Raw genomic sequence first — 4468 nt, 5'->3', positions numbered from 1 at the left:
CCGCTGCTCGGCTGCCTACTGCGCGCCGGGGCGCACCAGCCCGCTCTCGTACGCGTACACCGCGGCCTGCACCCGGTCGCGCAGGCCCAGCTTGGTCAGCACGTGCCCGACGTGCGTCTTGACGGTGGTCTCGCTGACGAACAGGTCGGCGGCGATCTCGGCGTTGGACAGTCCGCGCGCCACCAGCTTCAGCACCTCGACCTCGCGGTCGGTGAGCGTGTGCAGCGTGTCCGGCACCGGCTCGTCACCGGAGGGCAGATGCGTGGCGTACTTGTCGAGCAGCCGGCGCGTGATGCTCGGCGCGAGCATCGCCTCGCCCGCGGCCACGACCCGGATCGCCTGCACCAGCTCGATGGCCGGGGCGTCCTTCAGCAGGAAGCCGCTGGCACCGGCGCGCAGTGCCTCCACCACGTACTCGTCGAGGTCGAAAGTGGTCAGCACCAGCACCTTCGCCGGGCCGTCCCGCTCGGGGCCCGTGATCTGCCGGGTCGCCTCCACACCGTCCATCCGCGGCATGCGGATGTCCATCAGGACCACGTCGGGCTGCAGGGCCCGCACTTGGTCGAGCGCCTGGAGGCCGTCTCCGGCCTCGCCGACGACCGCGATGTCCTGCTCGGCCTCCAGAATCATCCGGAAGCCCGTGCGGAGCAGCGGCTGGTCATCGACCAGTAGGACGCGGATGGCCACGTAAGTCTCCTTCGCCTAGTCCGGCCCCATTCTGCCCTGCGCGGGCCCGCCGGACTCCGCCGCCCTCACCGGCAACGGGTAGGGCGGGGGAGTGCCGCCGAACTCCGGGCAGTGCGCCTGGTGGTCGCACCAGCCGCACAGCTTCGTGGGGCGCGGCCGCCAGTCGCCCGTCTCCGTCGCCTGCCGGATCGCCTCCCACAGCGCCAGCAGCTTGCGCTCGACCCGCTCCAGGTCGGCGAGGACCGGGTCGTACGTCAGCACCTGACCGCTGCCCAGATAGACGAGCTGGAGCCGCCGCGGCACCACGTTCTTCAGCCGCCAGACCACGAGGGCGTAGAACTTCATCTGGAACAGGGCGCCCTCGGAGTACTCGGGCCTGGGGGCCTTCCCCGTCTTGTAGTCGACGATCCGGACCTCGCCCGTGGGGGCCACGTCGACCCGGTCGATGATCCCGCGCAGCCGCAGCCCGGAGTCCAGCTCGGTCTCGACGAACAGCTCCCGCTCGGCCGGCTCCAGCCGGCTGGGGTCCTCCAGGGAGAACCAGCGCTCGACGAGCTGCTCCGCCTCGCCCAGCCAGCGCGCCAGCCGCTCGCCCTGCGGATCGTCCGCGAACAGCTCCACGACCTCCGGCCGCGACTCGCGCAGCCGGTCCCACTGGCCCGGGATCAGCGACTTCGCCCGGGGCGCCGTGCGCTCGGCCGCCGGGGCGTCGAAGAGCCGCTCCAGGACCGCGTGCACCAGCGTGCCCCTGGTCGCCGCTTCGCTGGGCTTCTCCGGCAGCCGGTCGATGACTCGGAAGCGGTAGAGCAGCGGGCACTGCATGAAGTCACTCGCACGCGAGGGGGACAGCGACGAGGGCGGTATGGCCGTGGGGGCGGGCACGGCCGCCGTCTCCACCGCCGTCTCGATGACCGCTTCCACGGACCCGGCCGGGACCGGCGGATCCACCGCCGCGGCAGGGCTGCTGTCGGGCTGCGCCGCGCCCTCGGTGCTCGTCTCCATGCCCCAGACCATACGGCCCGCCACTGACAGTGACCCAGCCGCGGTCGGGCCGTGTGCGACGCCGGGAGCCGGGAAGGGAGGGGAGGGACGGGAAACACAGGGGTGCCGGGGCGGAACGCACCTCGACGGACGCATACCATCGACTCGAGACCCTCCCGGCCGGCAGGCGCGGGAGACGCTGCGAACGAGGGGACACCGGTGGACGAGAGCGGCGGGCGCGGGCAGCCGCGGTCCGGCAACGACGAGTCGGCCGAGCGCCACGCAGGGGCTCCGGCCCGGGCCACCGACCCGACCCCCGCCGACGAACAGTCCACGGACGGAGGGCGCTTCACCCCCGAGAAGCACGACGACGCCCCGGCGGCAGGCCCCACGCCGACGCCGCCGGCCGGGCCGGACGGGCCCGAGGACGACTCCGCCGCGGACCAGGACTCCGGCGCGGCCGAAGGAGACCGTCCGTCGTTGCGGAAGCCCGGCCCGACGGACGACTCCGCGACCGGCCGGAACGCTGGTGCGGCCCCCTCCCCGGACCCCGGCGCCCCGGACCCCCCGCCGCAGCCCTCCACCCCTGACTCGAACAGCCGTACCGAGCCCGCCGCGCCCGGCACCGGCGACCGCCCCCTCGCCCACTCCGCCGACGGCAAGGGACCCGCCCCCCAGCGTCCGGAGCCCCGGGGCGGCCTGCTCATGGGACGGCCCTTCGGGGTGCCCGTGTACGTCGCGCCGAGCTGGTTCCTCGTCGCCGCGCTGATCACCTGGGTGTTCGGCGGGCAGCTGGAGCGCGTGCTGCCCGAGCTCGGCGCCGCCCGGTACCTGGTCTCCCTGTTCTTCGCGGTCGCCTTCTACGCCTCCGTGCTCGTCCACGAACTCGCCCACACCGTCGCCGCCCTCCGCTTCAAGCTCCCGGTCCGCCGCATCCAGCTCCAGTTCTTCGGCGGCGTCTCCGAGATCGAGAAGGAGGCCGAGACCCCCGGCCGCGAGTTCGTGCTCGCCTTCGTCGGGCCCCTGCTCTCGCTCGTGCTCGCGGGCGTCTTCTACCTCGCCATGCAGACCGTGGACCCCGGCACCGTCCCGGGCGTCCTGCTGGCCGGCCTGATGATCTCCAACCTCATCGTGGCCGCGTTCAACCTCCTGCCCGGTCTGCCCCTCGACGGCGGCCGCATGCTCCGCGCCGTCGTCTGGAAGATCACCGGCAGGCCGATGACCGGCACCGTCGCCGCCGCCTGGGTCGGCCGCGCCCTCGCCGTCTCCGTCCTCATCGGCCTGCCCCTGCTGACCCAGTCCGGCGCCCTCGGCTCCGACGCCGTCGACAACGTCGGCATGGACACCGTCCTGGACGCCCTGCTCGCCGCCATCCTCGCCGCGATCATCTGGACCGGCGCCGGCAACAGCCTGCGCATGGCCCGGCTGCGCGAGCACCTCCCCGAGCTGCGCGCCCGTGCGCTCACCCGCCGCGCGGTCCCCGTCGAGACCCACACCCCGCTCTCGGAGGCACTGCGCCGCGCCAACACCGCCGGAGCCCGCGCCCTGGTCGTCGTCGACGCCGACGGCAAACCCCTCTCCCTGGTCCGCGAGGCCGCGATCGTCGGCGTACCCGAACACCGCCGCCCCTGGGTCGCGGTCAGCGGCCTCGCCCAGGACCTCACCGACGGCATGCGCGTCTCGGCGGAACTGTCGGGGGAGGAGCTGCTCGACGCCCTCAGGGCGACGCCCGCCACCGAGTACCTCGTCGTCGAGGAGACCGGTGAGATCTACGGCGTCCTGTCGGCGGCCGATGTGGAGCGGGCCTTCGTGAAGGCCATGGCAAGGCCCAGCTGAAGTGGTCGGCGCCCCCTCCGGGGACCGGTAGGCTGTTCACATGTCCGAACCGACCGGTGCCGCCCGCAGGCGCGGGCCCTTCAAGGTCGGGGACCAGGTACAGCTGACCGACCCCAAGGGCCGCCACTACACGTTCACGCTCGAGGCCGGGAAGAACTTCCACACCCACAAGGGTTCCTTCCCCCACGACGAACTGATCGGCGCTCCCGAGGGCAGCGTTGTCCGCACCACCGGTAACGTCGCCTACCTCGCGCTGCGCCCCCTGCTCCCCGACTACGTCCTCTCCATGCCCCGCGGGGCAGCCGTCGTCTACCCGAAGGACGCGGGGCAGATCCTCGCCTTCGCCGACATCTTCCCCGGCGCACGCGTCGTCGAGGCCGGCGTGGGCTCCGGCTCGCTGAGCAGCTTCCTGCTGCGCGCCATCGGCGACCACGGCATGCTGCACAGCTACGAGCGCCGCGCGGACTTCGCCGAGATCGCCCAGGCGAACGTCGAGCGCTACTTCGGCGGCCCGCACCCCGCCTGGCAGCTCACCGTCGGTGACCTCCAGGACAACCTGTCCGACGCCGACGTGGACCGCGTCATCCTCGACATGCTCGCCCCCTGGGAGTGCCTGGAGGCCGTCTCCAAGGCGCTCGTCCCCGGCGGCATCCTGTGCTGCTACGTGGCGACCACCACCCAGCTCGCCCGGACCGTCGAGTCCATCCGCGAGATCGGCTGCTTCAACGAGCCGAGCGCCTGGGAGTCGATGATCCGCAACTGGCACATCGAGGGCCTGGCCGTCCGCCCGGACCACCGGATGATCGGCCACACCGGCTTCCTGCTCACCGCCCGCCGCCTCGCCGACGGCGTCGAGCCGCCCATGCGCCGTCGCCGCCCCGCCAAGGGCGCCTACGGCGAGGACTACTCCGGCCCCAACGCCGACGGCGGCACCGGCCGCTGAGGCGACCCCGCTGCCGCCCAC

Annotated in this window: 4 protein-coding genes; 2 read left to right on the top strand and 2 right to left on the bottom strand. The window is 73.3% G+C overall.

What is annotated here, in order from left to right:
* Positions 1–15 precede the first annotated feature (15 nt).
* On the bottom strand, positions 16–687 hold the full coding sequence (locus ACFTZL_RS41550; RefSeq protein WP_382594783.1) for a response regulator: 672 nt from the start codon (positions 685–687) through the stop codon (positions 16–18).
* A 15-nt stretch (positions 688–702) separates the two neighbouring features.
* Positions 703–1689: a RecB family exonuclease gene (locus tag ACFTZL_RS41545; RefSeq protein WP_382594780.1), complete on the bottom strand. Its 987-nt coding sequence runs from the start codon at positions 1687–1689 to the stop codon at positions 703–705.
* Positions 1690–1887: 198 nt separating this feature from the next.
* Between ACFTZL_RS41545 and ACFTZL_RS41540 the strand changes: the two genes are divergently transcribed.
* Positions 1888–3504 carry a site-2 protease family protein gene (locus ACFTZL_RS41540; protein WP_382594777.1) on the top strand — a complete coding sequence of 539 codons (1617 nt, stop codon included), beginning with the start codon at positions 1888–1890 and terminating at the stop codon, positions 3502–3504.
* A gap of 40 nt (positions 3505–3544) precedes the next feature.
* The gene (locus tag ACFTZL_RS41535; protein ID WP_382594774.1) at positions 3545–4447 is read left to right on the top strand and encodes a tRNA (adenine-N1)-methyltransferase; all 903 of its coding nucleotides are present in this window, start codon (positions 3545–3547) and stop codon (positions 4445–4447) included.
* Positions 4448–4468 lie beyond the last annotated feature (21 nt).

Source organism: Streptomyces sp. NPDC056948 (assembly GCF_042674225.1).
In the GTDB taxonomy this organism is placed as follows: Bacteria; Actinomycetota; Actinomycetes; order Streptomycetales; family Streptomycetaceae; genus Streptomyces; species Streptomyces purpurascens.
The sequence above is the reverse complement of the archived record's forward strand: the minus strand, read 5'-3'. Positions and strand labels throughout refer to the sequence as shown.

What these genes read in the sequence shown, in the direction of transcription:
- ACFTZL_RS41545 (WP_382594780.1), bottom strand. Translation starts at nt 1,689, where the DNA reads ATGGAGACGAGCACCGAGGGCGCGGCGCAGCCCGACAGCAGCCCTGCC.
- ACFTZL_RS41535 (WP_382594774.1), top strand. Translation starts at nt 3,545, where the DNA reads ATGTCCGAACCGACCGGTGCCGCCCGCAGGCGCGGGCCCTTCAAGGTC.